Below are 15,790 nucleotides of genomic sequence, written 5' to 3'. Positions count from 1 at the left end.
GGACTCAGGAAAGATCGAGGTTAATACGATCTTGCCGCTAGTATCGCCCTCCACCATCAAGTTGAACGCCTTCTCCGCCTGCATCATTGGAAGCTCCGCTCCGATCTGGGGACGTATCTTCGCCTCGGTGCACAGGGTCAACAGGTCCGCAAGCTCGCTCCTTGTGCCCATGGTCGACCCGATCACGCGAAGCTGGAGGTAAAACACACGCTGCAGTTCGGCAGACGTGGCGTCGCCGGTCGTCGCGCCACATGTGACCAAGACGCCTCCCGGCTTGAGTGCTCGAATCGAGTGCGACCAGGTCGCCCTACCCACGCTGTCGAACACACCATCGACGCGTTCTGGCAGACGTGTTCCAGGCTCGAACACCGCGTCGGCACCTAGGCTGGCAGCGAGGGACCGCTTCGCCTTCGTCCTGCCGGTTGCCCACACGCGAAACCCCCCTGCTCTCGCGAGCTGGATAAGCGCCGTCGTAACCCCACCGGAAGCGCCCTGAACGAGAATCGTTTGGCCGGCTCTGAGTTCAGACTTGACGAACAACATTCGGTAGGCGGTGAGCCAGGCCGTACCCATGCAGGCGGTCTCGCTGAACGACATCGATGCTGGCTTCAGAAGAACGTTGGACCGCGGGACAACGACTCGCTCGGCAAATGTGCCCTGGTACCCCTCCGTCAGGACACTACGGTGAGGATCGAGCGTTTCATCGCCACACCATCCCTGCGACGGGATCACGGAGTGGATGACCACTTCGGTGCCGTCGTCAGTTGTGCCTGCACCATCCATCCCTAGTGTCATCGGGAACTGATCCTTGCCGATGCCCACACCCCGCAGAGTCCACAGGTCGTGCATGTTCAGGCTGGCAGTGTGAATATTGACTGCCAGGTGCCCTGGTGGCACGTCCGGTTCCGGCCGGTCGCCGACTCTCAGGGCGGAGAGCGGATCATCCGGCCTGGCCTCCGCTGCATAGACTGCGAACACGCGATTCCTTCCTTCCATGACCATGGATCGTGGCGTTGGTTCAACATCGTCTGAACTCGACGTCGGTGATTCATGGGTGTTCGTCTCTGACCGCGGACGGCCAGAACCGGCTACCTACCTGTCCATCGGGGCGACCGGCGTTCCTTGAAGGCGGCCACTCCTTCGAGCGCATCAGCTGATCCGCGTGCCGCTTCCTTCGCGCGATCTGTCGCATTCCAGCCGATCTCGTCGTCTGCACAGTGAAGGGCTTCGAGGGCCTCGAGAGTTTGACGCACCGCGATGGGAGCAACAGTGGCGATGCTCGTTGCAAGCTCGAGGGCTTCACTCAACGCCTCGCCGGGAACGGTGAGCCTGTTGACGAGACCAAGCGCGTACGCGCGGGTGGCAGAAAGTGTCCCGCCTGTCAGTAGGAGCTCTCGCGCGACGTTCAGCGGCAGCGCGCGCGGTCCGCGAAAGAGGCCTCCACACTCCGCGATGAGGCCGAGCTTGACCTCAGGGAAGGAGAAGGTCGAAGCGGTCGAAGCAACGATCATCGTCGCGGACAGTGCAATCTCGAAGCCGCCGCCGGCCGCGATGCCCTCCACCGCCGCAATGAGCGGCTTTGTTATGGTGCGTCCGGCAACCCCGTATGGGCCTCCACGGGGCGTCGGCTCGCCTGCCCAGGAAACTACGTCGGTACCCGCCGAAAAGGCTTCGGTACCACCTGTGATGATGCCAACACGGAGAGAGTCGTCATCTTCGAAATCGTTCAACGCCGAGTCGAGTGCAGCCGTCATCGCAGCATCGAAGGCATTGCGCTTCGTGAGGCGGTCGAACGTGAAGGTGGCGACGGGTCCCCGCCGATCCACACGAACTGTCATGTCTCAACTTTCGTTCTTATTCTCGGAACTGAGAAGGGCACACGATGTCCGCCTCGTGACACGCCCCAACGCGCTCAGGCACCTCACCTTCCGCGGCGTTCGCGCGCCCACACCGGTGAGACCTAGCGGTGCGGCGCGCCACGATCGGCGAGCTCGAGGTGGTGTCCTGCCTCCGAGAGGATTCGCCGGGCAACGTGTAACTCGAGGGGGTGCTGCTAGGGGGCGGGAGCCACGACGGCGAGGGCGCGAGGCTACGTCTTCGGGACGTGGAGGATCAGGGCGTCCCCCTGCCCGCCCCCGCCGCACAGGGCGGCGGCGCCGGTGCCACCGCCGCGGCGGGCCAACTCCAGCGCGAGATGCAGGGTGATCCGCGCACCGGACATGCCGAGGGGGTGCCCGATCGCGATGGCGCCGCCGTTGACGTTGACCTTCTCGGGGTCGATGCCGAGTTCGCGGGTCGAGGCGATCCCGACCGCGGCGAAGGCCTCGTTGATCTCCACCAGATCCAGATCAGCGGGAGTGATGCCCTCGCGCTCGCACGCCTTCGCGATCGCGTTCGCGGGCTGGGACTGCAGCGTCGAGTCCGGTCCGGCGACCTGCCCGGAGGCGCCGATCTCCGCGATCCAGGACAGCCCGAGTTCGAGCGCCTTGCTCTTCGACATGACCACCACCGCGGCGGCACCGTCGGAGATCTGAGACGCCGACCCCGCGGTCACCGTCCCGCCCTTGGCGAACGACGGCCGCAACCCGGCCAACGACTCGGCGGTGGTCTCCGCCCGGATGCCCTCGTCGGCGGTGAACAGCACCGGATCGCCCTTGCGTTGCGGGACGGGCACAGGCACGACCTCGGAATCGAATATGCCGTCTTTCCACGCGAATGCAGCCCGTTGATGCGATGCGGCGGCGAACGCGTCCTGCTCCTCCCGGCTGATGAATCGGTCACCGCTGTTGGCGGATTCGGTCAGGTTCCCCATCGCCTGGTCGGTGAAGATGTCGTGCAACCCGTCGTAAGCCATGTGATCGCGCAGCGTCACGTCGCCGTATTTGAACCCGGTGCGAGACTTCTCGAGCATGTGCGGGGCCCGCGACATCGACTCCTGGCCACCGGCAACGACGACGTCGAACTCTCCGGCCCGGATCATCTGATCGGCCAGCGCGATCGCATTCACCCCGGACAGGCACACTTTGTTGATCGTCAGCGCGGGCACGCTCATCGGGATCCCCGCCGCGGCGGCAGCCTGCCGGGCCGGAATCTGCCCGGTCCCCGCAGTGAGGACCTGACCCATGATCACGTACTCGACTTGCTCCGGCGCCACACCCGCCTTCTCCAGGGCGCCGCGGATCGCGACCCCACCCAGATCCGACCCCGAGAGATCCTTCAACGAACCCAGCAGCCGACCCACAGGGGTCCGCGCCCCGGCCACGATGACAGAACTGGTCACGAGCAATCCTTCGCTTGTTGTGTGATGTGAAATGTGTGAGTTGTGTGTTTCGCAGTCAGGTGTGCGTGGTTGGCGAGCTACAGGGGCACGGAACTCGACACGTCGAGGCCTTGGAGTCCACTGATTCGGATGGACGCCACGCCCTCGGTCCGGGCCTTACCGTGTCGTGGAGGGTGCGCTCGTTGCGGCGAAGACCGGGTTGTCGCGAAGGCTCCGGAGGATGTCTTCGACGCGGTCCTTGGCGTCGCCGAAGAGCATTTGTGTGTTGTCGCGGAAAAAGAGTGGGTTCTGAACGCCGGCATAGCCGGCGGCCATGGACCGTTTGAACACGACCACGTCGGCGGCGTCCCAGACACGGAGTACCGGCATTCCGGCGATCGGGCTGCCGGGGTCTTCGGCGGCTGCCGGGTTGACGGTGTCGTTGGCGCCGATGACGAGCACGACGTCGGTGTCGGCGAAGTCGTCGTTGATCTCGTCCATCTCGAACACGATGTCGTAGGGAACCTTCGCTTCGGCCAGCAGTACATTCATGTGGCCGGGCAGGCGACCGGCGACTGGATGGATGCCGAACCGGACGTTCACCCCGCTCTCGCGGAGGATGCGGGTCAACTCCGCGACGGGGTACTGCGCCTGTGCGACGGCCATCCCGTATCCGGGCGTGATGACGACCGACGATGCCGAGGCGAGTAGCTGCGCGGTGTCGTCGGCGTTGATCTCGCGGTGCTCGCCATAATCGGTGTCCCCGGTGGTCGGGGCCTCGATGCCGAGGCCGCCTGCGATAACCGAGAGGAAGGACCGGTTCATGGCCTGGCACATGATGTATGACAGGTATGCGCCGGAGGAACCGACCAATGCGCCGGTGACGATGAGCAAGTCGTTGCCGAGCAGGAAGCCGGAGGCTGCGGCCGCCCACCCGGAGTACGAGTTGAGCATGGACACGACGACGGGCATGTCACCGCCACCGATGCTCGCGACCAGATGCCAGCCCAGCGCGAGGGCGACGATGGTGACGACGACCAGCTCCCACGCAAGTGGATGGATCACGAAGGCGACAGTCAAACCGACGAAGAGGGTAAGGGCTCCGAGGTTGATCAGGTTCTTGCCGGGCAGAACCAGGGGACTCGACTTGACTCGGGCGGAGAGTTTGAGGAACGCCACGATGGAGCCGGTGAAGGTCACTGCGCCGATGAAGACCCCGATGAAGACCTCGGCGTGGTGGATGCGGGCCAGCGCGCCCTCGAGGTGATCGGAGGCGAGGTAGCCGTTCCATCCGACCAGGACGGCGGCGAGACCGACGAAGGAGTGCAGCAGCGCGATGAGCTCGGGCATGCCGGTCATGTGGACGATGCGGGCCCGCCACAGGCCGATGGCGGCACCGGCGACGACTGCGATCACCAGTAGAGCGACGGCGGCGGGGCCAGGGTGGTCGTCGAGAACCAGGCCGACGGTCGCGACCAGGGCGATGAGCATGCCGGCGACGCCCGCAGTGAGACCGCGTTTGGCGGTTTCATGCTTCGAGAGGCCAGCCAGTGACAGGATGAAGAGTAGGGATGCGACGAGGTACGCCGCGGTCGCCACCGACTCGAATGACATCTCAGGCTCCCTTCGAGAACATGGCAAGCATGCGGCGGGTTACCGCGAAGCCACCGAAGACGTTGATGGATGCAAGCAGGATCGCGACGGCCGAGAGGACGCGGACGATGGGGTCGCCGGTAGCGACCTGTAGTAGAGCGCCGACCACGATGACACCGGAGATGGCGTTGGTGACCGACATCAGTGGGGTGTGCAATGCGTGGTGTACCTTCCCGATCACGTAGTAGCCGATCACGATCGACAGCACCAGGACGGTGAAGTGGCGCGGGATCGGGTCGGGGGCACAGGCGGTCACGAGAAAGAGCGCCATGATGCCGGTGGCGACGAGTCCGAGTGTGGTTCCGATCGAACGCGTCTTCGTCACGGGTGTAGGTGGCGGTTGGGGTGTCTGCGCCGGCGCCGGCGCAGGGGCAGTGCTGACCGAGACCGGCGGTGGCGGCCAGAGCTTTTCGCCGTTGTGGGCGACGGTGATGCCGCGTTGGACAACGTCGTCGAGATCGAGGGCCCACTGGCCGTCCTTGTTCGGGGTAACCAGCTTGGCAAGGTTGACCAGATTGGTGCCGTACAGCTGTGATGCCTGGGCGGGCAGCCGGCCGGCGAGGTCTGTATATCCGATGATCGTGACGCCGTTGGCTGTTCGCACGACCTGGCCTGCGACGCTGCCCTCGACGTTACCGCCGTGGGAGGCGGCCATGTCCACGATCACCGAGCCGCTCTTCATGGTTGCCACATCCGCTGCGGTGATCAGGCGGGGCGCCGGTCGTCCCGGGATCAGGGCTGTGGTGATGATGAGGTCGACGTCGCGGGCCTGTTCGGAGTAGATCTCCGCGGCGCGCCGGTTGTAGGCGTCGCTGGTGGCCTTCGCGTACCCGTCGGACGACTGCATCTGGTTTTCGTTGACCAGGACCGGCAGGTACTCGCCGCCGATGGATTTGACCTGGTCGGCGACTTCGGGACGCGGGTCGGTGGCGCGTACGATCGCGCCGAGGCTGCTTGCCGCGCCGATTGCGGCGAGGCCGGCTACACCCGCTCCGGCGACGAGGACCTTCGCCGGCGGGACCTTCCCGGCTGCGGTCACCTGGCCGGTGAAGAACCGGCCGAACTCGTGTGCGGCTTCGATCACCGCCCGGTAGCCTGCGATGTTGGCCATCGAGCTCAGCACATCCATCGATTGTGCACGCGAGATGCGGGGGACAGTGTCCATCGCTAGCGCGGTGACCTGACGGGCCGTCAGCTTGTCGATCAGATCAGGATTCTGGGCTGGGCTGAGTAGGCCGACGAGCGTGGAACCGGGTAGTAGGCGGTCGATCTCGTCGTCTGCCGGGGCAGTGACCTTCAGAACGATATCGCTCGACCAAGCATCGCTCTTCGAGACCACGGTGGCACCGGCCGCTGCGTAGGCATCGTCGGTGAAACTGGCTCGCACTCCCGCGCCCGACTCGACACGGACGTGGTAACCCAGCTCGATCAGCTGTGCGACGGTGGCCGGAGTTGCAGCCACCCTCGACTCGGCAGGTTGTGATTCGGTGACCACGCCAATAGTCGCTCCCACGGGTGTTTCGGTTGTAGGTGATTCCGCAACCACTTCAAGGCTCGACATGGTGATCTTGTTCCCTTCAACTGCAGGTGCGGATGGCACCCCACATGTCTTCCGCGATTTGTTACGTCGTCTGGGTTCCTGAGGTGAATCGATGTACGCCTACCGGGATGCACATCCGAGTCAGTTCGCCGGCTACCGGAGTGTGAGGACGATCTTGCCGCTGGCAGCTCGCGCATCCAGGGCGCGCAATGCGTCGGCAGCGCGTTCCATCGGGTAGAGGGTGGGCTCGACAATGGTCAGGTCCCCGTTGTCGAGAAGTGGTCCGAGCGTGGCCCACTGTCTGGCGGGATAGGAGGGGTCGGCGCGCATGTACTCAGCCCAGCCCGCTCCGACGACCGAGATATTCTTGAGCAGTAAACGATTGACTTTGACGGTGGGGATCTGTCCGGCGGTGAATCCGAGCACCACCGTCCTCCCTCCGGGGGCGAGGCTGCGGAGGCTGTCGGTGAATCGTTCGCCGCCGACAGGGTCGAGGATGATGTCGACCCCGCGGCCTTGCGTGAGTTCGAGGACGTGATCCTTGAATCCGTCGACACCGATGACGTGAGTGGCCCCGTGTGCGCGGGCGACCTCGGCCTTGGCGTCGGTGCTGACCACGGCGATCGTGTCGAGACCGAGCGCCGAAGCGACCTGCAGGGCAGCCACACCGACGCCGCCCGCCGCACCGTGCACGAGAACGGTTTCGCCGGGACGGTACCGGGCGCGCTCGTCGAGAGCGAAGTGCACGGTGAGGTAGTTGAGCAGGAATCCGGCGCCCGCCGCGAACGAGACCGTGTCCGGAAGGGGAAACACCGACCGGGGGTCGACGGCGACAGTTTGCTGCCAGGTCCCTGCGTCGCTGAATACGGCCACCCGCTGGCCGGGTCTGAGACCGTGGCCGTCGGGTGCGCTGCGCACGACACCGGCCCCCTCCATGCCGAGGAGCGCCGGCAGAGGGCGGACCACCTGATAACCCGCCCGGGACTGCAACAGGTCCGGAAAGGCGACCCCAGCGGCGTGCAGGTCCACCACAACCTTTCCGTCGCCGACCGGTTCGTCGGTATCGACAATCCTCAAACCATCGGGACCGGTGTACTCGACGAGGTGGACTGCGCGCACGGGTGCCTCCTAGTGGGTGTGCAACTAAATACCGGGACGCCGGGACCCGCGGAAGTGCCCGTTCCCGGCGCCCGGTTGCTCAGGGTCGCAGTACAGGTTGGGTACCGCGGTCAGGACGCGGACCGGTGGGAGCCGGCCCGGGCCCTGGCGATCACCGCCACGCCGGATGCGGGCGGCGGCGATCGTCATTTCACCCGACCTCGAGCACGATCTTGCCGACGTGCTTGTTGGTCGAGAGCCCTTCCTGGGCTTCGAGAACCTTCTCCCACGGGTAGGTGCCGTGGATCAGGGGCCGCAGACTGTCCGCATTGGTTTCCAGGTCGACGTCCCGAAGAGCTTGGGCGATGGCGAACTTCTCCTCGTCGCTGCGCGTCCTGAACGTCACACCGATCAGTTCCACCCTCTTGCGGGCGAGTTCCTCCAGGTCCAACGTTCCCGTTGCGCCGCCCAGCCGGCCGACACCGATGATGCGCGCCTTGATCGCGGCCGCTCGAATGTTGTCCTCGAGGTACGGTCCGCCGACGTGATCGAGGATCACATCGACACCACCGCCGTCGGTCAACTCCAGGATGCGGTCGGCGAAGTTGGCTTCCGAGACATTGATGAGCTCGTCGAGTCCCAGCTCACGCAGTACCGGCGAATCCGAATGTGACCGTGTGGTACCGAACACGCGCCCGGCGCCGAGCACCTTCGCCAGTTGGATCGCCTGCGTGGCAACGCCCGAGGCCGCTGCGTGCACGAGAACAGTCTCACCCGGTTGCAGGCGCGCCGCGGTCACCAACGCGTTGTGCTCGGTCATCAACGCGGTGATCGCTGCGGCGCCGTCGACGAAGGACCACGCGCTGGGCACCGGCACCGCGGCTGCGGCCGGCACGATGACCTCCTCGGCCAAGCCGCCGGGCACCATCGCCATGATGCGATCGCCCTTGCTGATCCCCGTGACATCGGGGGCCACCTCGATGACCTCGCCGCAGGCATCGAGCCCGGCGATCGGGGGAGCATCTGCCGCGGCGGCCGCGGGGGTGTGCGTGCCCGCCCGGATCAGCAGGTCCGCCCGATTGATCGAGGCGGCGCGCACCGCGATACGTACGTGTCCCGGCCTGAGTTCGGGTTCATCTATCGTGGACAACGTGGGTGTCACGTTCCCGTCGATCGTCTCGAGCAACACTGCCTGCACGGTTCTGACCTCACTAAATCTGATCGAGTGATTGGTGGTCGGGCGGCCGCGGCGATGTGAATTCTGCCGCGGCCGCCCGACGGTGGTGGGTTCTCAGTTGGGCCGGAATCCGAAGTCCATGCCGGCGTTGGTCTCCCACCGCGAGGTGATGTACTTCGGGCGGGTGTAGAAGCTCCACGACGCGTTGTTCAGGCCGGTGTCGCCGTACACCGAATCCTTCCACCCCTGGACCGCGTAGGTGGCGACTGGCACGGGGATTGCGACGTTTACGCCGACCATGCCTGCGGTCGCCTCCCGGGTGAATTGGTTGGCCGCCGAGCCGTTGTTGGTGAAGATCGAGGCGCCGTTGCCGTAGCGGTGGTTCTTGATCAACGCGATCGCCTCGTCGAGGGTGTCGACATTGAGGACGACGAGCACCGGGCCGAAGATCTCCTGCTGGTAGGCGGCAGAGTCGATCGGGAGCCCGGCCAGGATGGTCGGGCCCACGAAATAGCCGTTCTCGTAGCCTGGGACCTGCTCGCGGCTGCGGTTGACGACCGCTGTTGCACCATCGGCGATTCCGGCCTCAACCAGCTCCTGGATGCGCTGTTGGGCGTTGCGGCTGACCACCGGGCCGACTTCGGTGCCCGCTACGACACCGGAGTTCATACGGACCGCCTCCGCCCGCGGGGTAAGCCGCTCGAGCAGCTGCTCGTAGACGTCGCCGACGACAACGGCGACCGAGATCGCCATGCACCGCTGCCCGGCCGCTCCGAATGCGGAGGACGTGAGCTGGTCGGCGACGGTGTCGAGATCGGCGTCGGGCATCACGACCATGTGGTTCTTCGCCCCGCCGAATGCTTGGCAGCGCATGCCTGCCACCGCGGTCCGCTGGTAGAGGATGTGGGCGACGTCGCTGGATCCGACAAACGACAGAGCCTGGGTGCGCGGGTCGTCGATCAGCCGGTTGACCACGTCCTGCTGCCCGTGCACGACGTTGAGAACACCGTCGGGCAGACCGGCCTCCTGGAACAGCTCGGCAATCCGCACCGAGGCACCGGGGTCCTGCTCGCTGGGCTTCCAGATGAAGGTGTTTCCGGCCGCGAGCGACACCGACACCATCATCAGTCCCATCATCACGGGAAAGTTGAACGGGGTGATACCGAGACAGATGCCCACCGGATGCATCATCGACCGGGTGTCGATGTTGGGGCCGGTCTGCAACGACGTGATGCCGTGGGCGAGCGCTGGTCCGCCGCAGGCCAGTTCCACCGACTCCGCCGCGCGCATGATCTCACCGGTGGCGTCATCGAGAGTCTTGCCGTGTTCGGTGGTGATCAGTTGGGCGAGTTCGTCCTTGTTCGCGAGCAGAAGATCGCGGAAGCGGAACAGCACGTGTGCGCGCTTGGACATGTTGGTGTTCGCCCATGCGTCCGCAGCTGCTGCTGCCGCATCGATCGCGGAATCGGCGATCACGTCTCCGGCCAGCCAGACCTCGGCGACGATGGTGTCGGTGGCTGGGTCGGTGACCGGGTGCCGCTGGACACCGTCTTCGACAGGCTTGCCGTTGATCCAATGAGAAACAGTTCGCATAGCGTGCGTACTCCTTACTTGAGGTGTGTAGTAGTGGATTCGGAAACGAGGTCGGCGGTCGCCCGGGTGACGGTGCCGTGGATCAAACCGGTCTCGGCATCGACGTCGTCGAGTGATTTGCCCTTCGTCTCTCGCATGAAGATCACCGAGATCACCGAGATCATCGATGCAACAGCGACATAGATGGCAATCGGCACCCACGAGTCGAACTCACGAAGCAAGAAGGTGGCGATGACCGGGGCGAGTGATCCCGCGAGCACGGTGGCCACCTGGTTGCCCAGGGAGACACCTACGTAGCGCATGTTGGTGGGAAACATCTCGGCCAGCATCGACGGCTGCAGCGCGTACATCGTGGCGTGAATGACCAGTCCTGCGATGAGTGCGGTCAAGATCAGTGCCGACTCGCCGGTGTTCATCAACGGGAATGCGACGAAGCCGTACAACCCGGCGAGGATTGCGCCGGCCATGTACACAGGCCGTCGTCCTACCTTATCCGACAGTCTTCCGAACGCGAGGATGGCAACGGACTGCGTCAGGTGCGCGGCCAGCATCAACGTCAGGATGGTGTTGGTGGCAAGGCCCAGTTCGAGTTTCAGATACGTCAGCGAGAAGGTGACGATGATGTAGTAGAGGATGTTCTCGACTACTCGGCTGCCCATGGCGGTGAAGACCTCACGGGGGCGGGCCTTCACCACACGTTTGACCGCGTCGACGAGACCTTCGGCGTGTGACTCCTCGTCCAGCTGTTGGAAGATCGGGGAGTCTTCGACGGACTTCCTGATGAACCAGCCGATCAGGACGATGATCGCGGAAGTGAAGAAGGCCAGGCGCCACCCCCAGCTCAGGAAGGCTTCTTCGGACAAGACCTGGGAGAGTCCGAGGAGGACGATAGTGGCGAGTGCGTTCCCGAACGGGGCCCCGAGTTGCGGGAAGCTGGACCAGAAGCCGCGTTTGTCGGCGGGACTCTGCTCGGCCACGAGGAGTACCGCGCCGCCCCATTCGCCGCCGACCGCGATACCTTGGATGAACCGCAGGATCACCAGGATGATGGGTGCCAGGTAGCCGATCTGGCCGAAGGAAGGAATCGCGCCGATCAGGAAGGTGGACGCGCCGATCATCAGCAGGGAGACCTGCAGAAGCTTCTTGCGGCCGTATTTGTCGCCGAAGTGCCCGAACAGCAAGCCACCGATCGGCCTTGCGATGAATCCGACCGCGTAGGTCAGCAGAGCCGCGATCACCCCGTCCAGCGGATTGCCGGTGGAATGGAAGAACACCTGACCAAAGACCAACGCAGCGGCCATGCCGTACAGGAAGAATTCATACCATTCGGCCACGGTGCCCGCCATGGACGCCGCGACGACCTTGCGGAAGTAGGACATCGGGACCGGTTCACTCTGCGAGATACCGTTCCCGGCTGCATGATTGGTCATGATACGGCGCCATCGAGTGCGCGGTTCAGTGCCCCGGACGCCAGCCCTATCATGGCGGAGAAGTCCTGGTTGCCCAGACCCGCTTCGATCATGCGGTCGAGTCGACGGGCAACCTCGGCCGTCATACCGAGGTCCACCGGATGCTCCGCGCCCGCGGTCAGGGCCAATCCGACGTCCTTACGCATCAAGGCTGCGGTGAACCCGGCGATGAAGTCCTTATTAGCGGGGGCGTTGTCGACGATGCCGGCGACGGGGTAGAAGTTGCGCAGCACCCAACTATCGCCCGAGGAAACTTTCACGATCTCGACGAGCGTCTCATGGTTCAGACCGAGTCGGTCGCCCAGCGCGGCGGCTTCGCACACGCTCGCCATGTTCATCGCCAACATCATGTTGTTGACCGTCTTGGCGCTCTGGCCGCAACCGATCTCGCCGACGTGGAAGATGCGGGACCCCATCGCATTCAGGAACGGGCTCAGCGTATCGACGGCGTCGGTCGGGCCACCGACCATGAAGGTCAAAGTCCCGGACTGCGCTCCGGGGGTGCCGCCGGAGACGGGCGCATCGAGGAACTGGCGGCCCGAAGCGCCGACCAACTGGGCGAGATTGCGGGCGTCGGATCCGCTGATGGTGGAGCAGTCGACGACCAGCGCCCCCAGCTCAGTGGCGTCGAGCAGACCGGGAGTCGACAGAGCCTGCTGCACATGTGCATAAGTGGGCAACATCGTGAAAACGACGCTGGCCCCCGCGGCGGCCTCGGCCGGTGACAGGCACGGGCGGATTCCTGCGGCGCGAGCAGCTTCGGCGGCGTCGGCACTCGGATCGAAACCCTGTACGTCGAAACCGCCGGCACGCAGGTGAGACGCCATGGGCAATCCCATGTGGCCAAGACCCAGCCAACATACCGTAGACATAAGGGTCTCCCTTCGTTAGTTCGTGCATGGGGACGGTCGCGCAACCTCCAGCAAGTGTGACCGGTGATACACGGCACCGGTAGTGTCAATCCGGAGCACCGGCTGTGCGAATATGCACAGCGAATGGAAGGAGCTTCTCCTATGCGCGCCGACGACCTATTGGTGCTTCTCGAGATCGCCCGGTGTGGCTCCCTGCTCGGAGCCGGTGCCGCCCTCGGCCTGAACCACACCACCGTGTCCCGGCGCATTGCAGCGCTCGAAAGGGAACTCAATGCCCCGGTCATTGTGCGTTCGGTCCAAGGATGCGAACTGACCGAACTGGGGCACAGCCTCCTGGGCTCGTGCGAGCAGATCGAAACTGCGCTGGCCGATGCACGCGACTACGCGCACACCCGCAAATCTGATCAGTCGCTATCCGGCCTGGTGCGCGTGGCCACCACCGAAGCCTTCGGGGCGTACTTCGTCACACCTGTTCTCGCTGATCTACACAAGATCAACCCCGACCTTCAGGTCGAAATCGTCACGCAAACCCGGCTGAGCCCCTACACCTCGGGAGCGGACATCGAGATAGGTATCGGGGAACCCGTTCTCGGCCGACTGGGATCGGAATCTCTCACCAAGTACTCACTCGGTCTGTATGCCTCTGATGAATATGCGCGAGACCACGGGTTACCGCGTTCGGTCGACGAACTACATCGTCATTCGCTGATCTACTACATCGAAGGCCTTCTGCGCGTCGAGGACCTCGTCGTACTCGGCCAATTGACCGGAAAAAGGCATGCCACGTTCGCATCTACGAGCGTGCAAGCCCAAACCATCGCCACACTGGCGGGCGCAGGGATCGGAATGCTCCCCGCGTATGTCGCCGATCGTGAACCGACGCTGCGGCGAGTCCTCTTTCCGGAGGTTCGCATCGTCCCGGAATACACCGCATGGCTGGCCTCCGGCCGGCTTCGCAGGCCTGCCGCGGCAGCAGTCATGCAAGCAATCCGTGAGGCTATCGCCGAGCGGCAATCCGAGCTGCTCCCCGAATAGCGCCGATTACTACCGGCGCTCAAGTCCCAACGGGCACGTACGAAGTCGGTGCGCTGTGTCGCGCGAAAGCGCGTCCCCCGAAAGACGATGCAAAAACATCATCGGACAGTTCAAAAGTTGTCGTGGATTGATGCCCAGGCATTGTATGACCAGGGGTATACGGCTGATGGAGTTCGTCAGCTATTTGGAGAGCCAGAAACGGGCCGGACGGAACTCTCGGCTGGGACGTGGACGTGATTGATCGCGCGGAGGCAAGGGCACTCATTCCGGTTTTGCCGTTCCTCATGGATCGTCTGCGGGAACATCCTGAGGCTGCTGGTGTCTTAGCCAGACTCTATGAGGACCTCATCGAAGGTTAGATCGAAAGCGTCTAGTCGGCCAACGCATCCGGCGCTCTAAATGTAGCACTGCGAGTGCTACATTTAGAGTGTGGAGAGAATCGGCATCCGAGAGTTGCGGCAGAATGCTAGCCGCTACATCGACAAGGTCAAGTCCGGAGCGGTCATCGAGGTGACCGAGCGCGGCACCGCGGTGGCTCGCCTCGTCCCTCTCGATGCTGGCGAGGACATCCGGTCTGCCATGATCGCGCGCGGAGAGATTGTGCCGGCGGTCGCCCAGCGGCGGCCCTTACTTGTCGCCGACCTTCTGCCTGGAAATCTCACTGACGTACTCCGAAGGGCAAAGGGTGCGCGGTGATCTATCTTGATTCCACCGCGATGGCGAAACTAGTTGTAAGGGAACCTGAATCGTCCGCGCTGTTGGAATGGATGAATGATCGACCGACCCTCCCGCTCGTAACCAGCGTCGTCGGCAGAATCGCGCTACTCCGTGCAGCAAGCGAAGAATCGGACACGTCCGCTGCGCGGGCGCGGGCGTTCCTCGCCGCCGTCGATGTCGTGGCACTTACACCTCAGATCGCCGAGTTTGCAGAAACGATCGCAGCTCCCTTACCTGCCGATGCCGCGATCCACCTGGCCACGGCGTACCTGCTCGGCCCGGTAGACCTGACTCTGTGCACGTACGATGAAGACCTTGCGCATGCGGCGGCTGATCTCTCGATCGCTACGGCCACACCCTCCAACGTCGATTCTTCCCGCTCAGATGAGAGGTCGTGAGGATGCCCAGCACGCTCCCGAATCCGACCCCGAGCCGGTCGGCGCTCGACGAGAAGCGGCTTATCGCGCTCCGCGAAGACGCGGCGTCGAACCGGCACCGATTCGTGGATCCGATTCGGGTCGGTTCAGTACGCGCGGTAGTCGCGCAACTTCCACACGTGGGCATGCCGAGTCCTCAGGCGTGAAGTCACCGATCTGCGAACGGTGTCGTGGGGCCAGATGATCGCTCTCCCAGACGCCGCGGTTCTCGACCGCCTGCATCTCGCGCAACTGTCGGCAGCTGGTCAGGCCGCAGCGACCGAGCAATTCGAGCGTGAGGTCGCCGAGCAACGCGCCGATCGGATACCCGACTGCACACGGTGCCTGACGATCGCGCACGATCTCGCCGGACGAAAATCATCGGCGCAGTGAAAGCAGGACACCACCGATGAGCCCGCCGAGCCGTGCGATGTCCTCGTGGGCGACTACTTCCGGGTACAAGAATCCCGACGAGCAACGATTCGCGGTGGAAAGCAAGAACGGATTGCGCATGGTTCCGCTGTCGGCACTCCCGTGGCCGCACCATCAGTATCAGTGCCCGTTCGCGATCGTCGCCGGCGGGCAGTGCGGCAAGTACGGGGATGCCCAGGTCGCCCACGCGGCAGGATTCCTGTCCCCCGATGGTCAGGTCGCGATGAAGTCGTGCCCGGTACCACGAGCCCCGGTGGCTGCCCATCTCCAAGATCATCGGTGACTGCTGGGACGAGCGGACTCAGACCCTGCCCGGCCTAGCCCACCATCCGCTTTACGCCGAGCTGTCCACCGGCGACTGGACCATTATGCGAGTCATTGCGGAGGGCACTGCTGCTGACCGACCCGCCACCGTGCGGAATTGCGCCGGCCGAGCGTATCGAGCATACGTGGCTCTTCTGACCCTTTGATGGGTGATCTCCGCGAGCCTGATAGACGCAACGCCCTCCCTCGCATAGGTTTTGGTTTG

The 15,790-nt window shown here is 64.3% G+C and carries 17 protein-coding genes; 6 read left to right on the top strand and 11 right to left on the bottom strand.

What is annotated here, in order from left to right; all coding sequences use genetic code 11:
• From AZG88_RS25970 to AZG88_RS25925, 11 genes are all read right to left on the bottom strand, one after another.
• On the bottom strand, nt 1-978 hold a 978-nt coding region (locus AZG88_RS25970), incomplete at its 3' end, for a zinc-binding dehydrogenase (protein ID WP_063886885.1).
• A 110-nt stretch (nt 979-1,088) separates the two neighbouring features.
• Nucleotides 1,089-1,838 (bottom strand): enoyl-CoA hydratase-related protein, encoded by a 750-nt coding sequence (locus tag AZG88_RS25965; RefSeq protein ID WP_061699629.1) that lies wholly within the window; start codon nt 1,836-1,838, stop codon nt 1,089-1,091.
• Nucleotides 1,839-2,089: 251 nt separating this feature from the next.
• Entirely contained in the window at nt 2,090-3,280 is a 1,191-nt protein-coding gene (locus AZG88_RS25960; RefSeq protein WP_061699628.1) for an acetyl-CoA C-acetyltransferase, read from the bottom strand.
• 156 nt (nt 3,281-3,436) lie between these two features.
• Nucleotides 3,437-4,873 carry a Re/Si-specific NAD(P)(+) transhydrogenase subunit beta gene (gene pntB, locus AZG88_RS25955; protein ID WP_061699627.1) on the bottom strand — a complete coding sequence of 479 codons (1,437 nt, stop codon included), beginning with the start codon at nt 4,871-4,873 and terminating at the stop codon, nt 3,437-3,439.
• Between the two features lies 1 nt (nt 4,874).
• The gene (locus AZG88_RS25950; RefSeq protein WP_061699626.1) at nt 4,875-6,473 is read right to left on the bottom strand and encodes a Re/Si-specific NAD(P)(+) transhydrogenase subunit alpha; all 1,599 of its coding nucleotides are present in this window, start codon (nt 6,471-6,473) and stop codon (nt 4,875-4,877) included.
• Nucleotides 6,474-6,605: 132 nt separating this feature from the next.
• Nucleotides 6,606-7,571 (bottom strand): NADPH:quinone oxidoreductase family protein, encoded by a 966-nt coding sequence (locus AZG88_RS25945; protein WP_061699625.1) that lies wholly within the window; start codon nt 7,569-7,571, stop codon nt 6,606-6,608.
• Between the two features lie 24 nt (nt 7,572-7,595).
• Nucleotides 7,596-7,760 (bottom strand): hypothetical protein, encoded by a 165-nt coding sequence (locus AZG88_RS52005; RefSeq protein ID WP_156517624.1) that lies wholly within the window; start codon nt 7,758-7,760, stop codon nt 7,596-7,598.
• 1 nt (nt 7,761) lies between these two features.
• Entirely contained in the window at nt 7,762-8,748 is a 987-nt protein-coding gene (locus AZG88_RS25940) for a zinc-binding dehydrogenase (RefSeq protein WP_061699624.1), read from the bottom strand.
• 93 nt (nt 8,749-8,841) lie between these two features.
• The gene (gene mmsA / locus AZG88_RS25935; protein ID WP_061699623.1) at nt 8,842-10,320 is read right to left on the bottom strand and encodes a CoA-acylating methylmalonate-semialdehyde dehydrogenase; all 1,479 of its coding nucleotides are present in this window, start codon (nt 10,318-10,320) and stop codon (nt 8,842-8,844) included.
• 14 nt (nt 10,321-10,334) lie between these two features.
• Entirely contained in the window at nt 10,335-11,750 is a 1,416-nt protein-coding gene (locus AZG88_RS25930) for an MFS transporter (RefSeq protein WP_082833478.1), read from the bottom strand.
• A complete protein-coding gene (locus tag AZG88_RS25925) occupies nt 11,747-12,661 on the bottom strand; it encodes an NAD(P)-dependent oxidoreductase (protein ID WP_061699622.1) in 915 nt (304 codons plus the stop codon). Before AZG88_RS25925 ends, AZG88_RS25930 begins: the two co-directional genes overlap by 4 nt.
• Before the next feature lie 141 nt (nt 12,662-12,802).
• Between AZG88_RS25925 and AZG88_RS25920 the strand changes: the two genes are divergently transcribed.
• From AZG88_RS25920 to AZG88_RS25895, 6 genes are all read left to right on the top strand, one after another.
• Nucleotides 12,803-13,696 carry a LysR family transcriptional regulator gene (locus tag AZG88_RS25920; protein WP_061699621.1) on the top strand — a complete coding sequence of 298 codons (894 nt, stop codon included), beginning with the start codon at nt 12,803-12,805 and terminating at the stop codon, nt 13,694-13,696.
• Nucleotides 13,697-14,125: 429 nt separating this feature from the next.
• Complete coding sequence (locus AZG88_RS25915) at nt 14,126-14,392, top strand: type II toxin-antitoxin system Phd/YefM family antitoxin (RefSeq protein ID WP_061699620.1); 267 nt, start codon at nt 14,126-14,128, stop codon at nt 14,390-14,392.
• Nucleotides 14,389-14,811: a PIN domain-containing protein gene (locus tag AZG88_RS25910; protein ID WP_061699619.1), complete on the top strand. Its 423-nt coding sequence runs from the start codon at nt 14,389-14,391 to the stop codon at nt 14,809-14,811. The genes AZG88_RS25915 and AZG88_RS25910 overlap by 4 nt, the downstream gene beginning before the upstream one ends.
• A 2-nt stretch (nt 14,812-14,813) precedes the next feature.
• Complete coding sequence (locus tag AZG88_RS54185; RefSeq protein WP_061699618.1) at nt 14,814-14,996, top strand: hypothetical protein; 183 nt, start codon at nt 14,814-14,816, stop codon at nt 14,994-14,996.
• A 34-nt stretch (nt 14,997-15,030) separates the two neighbouring features.
• Nucleotides 15,031-15,222 (top strand): hypothetical protein, encoded by a 192-nt coding sequence (locus tag AZG88_RS25900; protein WP_156517623.1) that lies wholly within the window; start codon nt 15,031-15,033, stop codon nt 15,220-15,222.
• A 16-nt stretch (nt 15,223-15,238) separates the two neighbouring features.
• Nucleotides 15,239-15,544 (top strand): hypothetical protein, encoded by a 306-nt coding sequence (locus AZG88_RS25895; protein WP_061699616.1) that lies wholly within the window; start codon nt 15,239-15,241, stop codon nt 15,542-15,544.
• Nucleotides 15,545-15,790: the final 246 nt, after the last annotated feature.

Origin of the sequence: Rhodococcus sp. LB1 (assembly GCF_001583455.1) — a bacterium.
GTDB classification, from domain to species: Bacteria; Actinomycetota; Actinomycetes; order Mycobacteriales; family Mycobacteriaceae; genus Rhodococcus_F; species Rhodococcus_F opacus.
Note: the sequence above shows the minus strand (reverse complement) of the source record. Positions and strands in the feature narration are given on the sequence as shown.

What these genes read in the sequence shown, in the direction of transcription:
- AZG88_RS25965 (WP_061699629.1), bottom strand. Translation starts at nt 1,838, where the DNA reads ATGACAGTTCGTGTGGATCGGCGGGGACCCGTCGCCACCTTCACGTTC.
- pntB (WP_061699627.1), bottom strand. Translation starts at nt 4,873, where the DNA reads ATGTCATTCGAGTCGGTGGCGACCGCGGCGTACCTCGTCGCATCCCTA.
- AZG88_RS25950 (WP_061699626.1), bottom strand. Translation starts at nt 6,473, where the DNA reads ATGTCGAGCCTTGAAGTGGTTGCGGAATCACCTACAACCGAAACACCC.
- AZG88_RS52005 (WP_156517624.1), bottom strand. Translation starts at nt 7,760, where the DNA reads ATGACGATCGCCGCCGCCCGCATCCGGCGTGGCGGTGATCGCCAGGGC.
- mmsA (WP_061699623.1), bottom strand. Translation starts at nt 10,320, where the DNA reads ATGCGAACTGTTTCTCATTGGATCAACGGCAAGCCTGTCGAAGACGGT.
- AZG88_RS25930 (WP_082833478.1), bottom strand. Translation starts at nt 11,750, where the DNA reads ATGACCAATCATGCAGCCGGGAACGGTATCTCGCAGAGTGAACCGGTC.
- AZG88_RS25925 (WP_061699622.1), bottom strand. Translation starts at nt 12,661, where the DNA reads ATGTCTACGGTATGTTGGCTGGGTCTTGGCCACATGGGATTGCCCATG.
- AZG88_RS25920 (WP_061699621.1), top strand. Translation starts at nt 12,803, where the DNA reads ATGCGCGCCGACGACCTATTGGTGCTTCTCGAGATCGCCCGGTGTGGC.
- AZG88_RS54185 (WP_061699618.1), top strand. Translation starts at nt 14,814, where the DNA reads ATGCCCAGCACGCTCCCGAATCCGACCCCGAGCCGGTCGGCGCTCGAC.
- AZG88_RS25900 (WP_156517623.1), top strand. Translation starts at nt 15,031, where the DNA reads ATGATCGCTCTCCCAGACGCCGCGGTTCTCGACCGCCTGCATCTCGCG.
- AZG88_RS25895 (WP_061699616.1), top strand. Translation starts at nt 15,239, where the DNA reads ATGAGCCCGCCGAGCCGTGCGATGTCCTCGTGGGCGACTACTTCCGGG.